Source organism: Rhizobium sp. 10N414, assembly GCF_056394785.1.
In genome coordinates, this window is the sequence record NZ_JBFTIN010000090.1 from 1 (window position 1) to 2,393 (window position 2,393).

A 2,393-nucleotide genomic window follows, 5' to 3' on the forward strand; every position below is an offset into this window, starting at 1 on the left:
TCTGGCAATACCGGCGAGATCATCCGCGGCCTGGAGACCGGCCAGCTCAATCTGGGCTTCATCCGGCCGGTGGAAAACATCGGCTCGTTGCGCTTCGTCTCGCTTGCGCATGAGCGCTACTACCTGGCGGTTGGCCATGCCAATCCGCTGGCCGCCAGGGAGGAGATCACGATCGACGATCTGCGCACTCAGAAGATCATCGCCTTCAACCGGCAGAACCTGTCTTTTACCGAGCGCTACTTCAATGAGAAGTTCGCGGAATACGACCTCACCGCCAACATTGCCTTCAGCTGCGACGACACCTATGCGCTGGTGTCGCTGGTCTCTGCCGGGCTTGGCATCGGCTTTGCCCCGGAATGGACGCTGGATCTTCCCAATCGCGGCTTTGAGCTGAAGAAGGTAAGCGGGATCGACTTCAGGATCGGGCTTGGCATTGCCTGGAACAGAGAAGACCCAACCGCTGGCCGCGATGATATTGTCGACATCGCTCGGTCGCTGGCAAGGCGGGGCTGACAGCATTGCGTAACCGGATGCCAGCGACAGTCGGTGAAGGGCACGCTGGTTAGCGCTGGCCGAGGCCAATCGCACTTAGCGACGTGCTACCGCCGGGCTGAATACCAGGAGGTTGAGGATCTCGAACAGAACCTGAGCGCCAGCGTGTGCCGTATTCGTCGTGCTGTCGTATTGCGGCGATACCTCCACGAGATCGGCGCCAGCGAAGTTCAGCCCCTTTAGTCCGCGCAGCAGCTCCAGTGCCTCTCGACTGGTCAGGCCGCCGATCTCGGGCGTCCTGTGCCGGGGGACAAAGGCAGGGTCGAGACTGTCAATATCCAAGGACCTACCGGGCCTTCTCGACGATCGCCGAAATGCCCATCGCTGATATTTTCCCCGCGTGAATAACCGTCATCCCGGACTCATAGGAGAACTCCCAGAGGTATTCAGCTGACCCGCGGATGCCTATCTGAATAGTCCTGGTCGGATCGAGAACACCATTCAGCACCGCGTTACGCATCGGGCCACCGCCCGCTGTCTCGTCATGCCAGCCTGCTGATTGGGCACTATGAAAAGTTGGGCTTGCGCGAGAGGCGGCGGGATCACAGATTGAGGCATCACCATAAGCAAAGGACGGGAACGATGAGCGGCAATTTCTTTCAACCGGTCGATGCTGCCGAAGTTCCGCGCTTTGCCGGACATTCAACCTTCATGCGTCTGCCCGCCGTGCAGACCGCGATCGGGCTTGATATCGCCCTTGTCGGCATTCCCTGGGACGGCGGGACGACGAACAGGGCAGGCGCACGGCACGGGCCGCGGGAGGTTCGCAATCAGTCAAGCCTCATGCGGCGCGTACACCATGTCTCGGGCACCGCGCCTTTCAGCATCGCCAACGTCGCAGATGTAGGCGATCTTTCCGTGAACCCGATCGATCTTGCCGACGGCCTCGATCGCATCAGAAAGGGAATGGGTACGATTGTCGCCGCCGGTGCCATTCCGCTATCGGTCGGGGGAGACCATTTGACGACGCTGCCCGTGCTACGGGCCGTCGCAAAAGACAGACCGGTCGGCCTGATTCATTTTGATGCGCACTCTGACACCAACGATCGCTATTTCGGTGACAACCCCTATACGCATGGAACGCCGTTCCGTCGTGCGATCGAGGAGGGGCTGCTCGACCCGAAGCGAATCGTTCAGATCGGAATTCGAGGGTCGATCTATGATCCGGGCGAGCATGACTGGGCAAAAGAGCAGGGCATCAGGATCATCTACATGGAGGAGTTTGTCACCCGCGGCGCAGACGACGTGATGCGCGAGGCGCGAGAAATCGCCGGTGGTCTGCCGACTTACGTTACCTTTGATATCGACTGCATCGATCCATCCATGGCGCCGGGAACCGGAACACCCGAGGCCGGCGGCTTCACGACCCGTGAGGCGCAGCAAATGATCCGTCTGCTTGACGGAGTTGAGATCGTGGGCGCCGACGTTGTCGAAGTCGCGCCGCCATTTGACCTCGCCGGCATGACGGCACTTGCCGGTGCCACCATGATGTTCGAACTTCTCTGCGTCATTGCCAAGCAGGTTGGTGTTCGGCGCGATGCTGGCGGCGCCCCCGATCACCGGCCATCCGCTCGCTAGGGGCGGATGCCGGCCTCGCCCGATAGCCGTCGGTAGCCGCCACGCCAGTAGAGCAACGGCTCGACATCGTCACGCGTTTTAATCGCGCAAACGTGACCGATAAGGATCGCGTGCGAATGGTGGTTGAGTACCGTTTCAAGTTCGCAGTCGATAACCGTCAGCGCATCTTTCAGCGCGGGCGTGCCGGTCGAAAGACTATACCATTGCGCGTCCTGATAGCGCTCGACCCCTCGCCGCCCATCGAAGCCGGCGAAGGACTGCGC

General features: G+C 60.7%; 3 protein-coding genes and 1 pseudogene. 2 read left to right on the top strand and 2 right to left on the bottom strand.

The genetic code is table 11. The features are described 5' to 3' along the window. Nucleotides 1-513, top strand: a 513-nt coding sequence (locus tag AC1DE4_RS31620; protein ID WP_477884740.1) for a LysR family substrate-binding domain-containing protein, incomplete at its 5' end; no start/stop codon positions are given. A gap of 75 nt (nt 514-588) precedes the next feature. Here AC1DE4_RS31620 and AC1DE4_RS31625 read toward each other — a convergent pair. Beyond that, a pseudogene (locus tag AC1DE4_RS31625) lies at nt 589-1,021 on the bottom strand (arginase family protein); the annotation flags it as partial. A gap of 113 nt (nt 1,022-1,134) precedes the next feature. On the opposite strand from AC1DE4_RS31625, the gene speB reads away from it, so the two are divergent. Next, nucleotides 1,135-2,130: an agmatinase gene (gene speB / locus AC1DE4_RS31630; RefSeq protein ID WP_477817559.1), complete on the top strand. Its 996-nt coding sequence runs from the start codon at nt 1,135-1,137 to the stop codon at nt 2,128-2,130. Here speB and AC1DE4_RS31635 read toward each other — a convergent pair. After that, nucleotides 2,127-2,393: flavin reductase family protein (locus tag AC1DE4_RS31635; RefSeq protein WP_477817560.1), on the bottom strand; the 267-nt coding region annotated here is incomplete at its 5' end. The two genes, speB and AC1DE4_RS31635, sit on opposite strands and share 4 nt — an antisense overlap.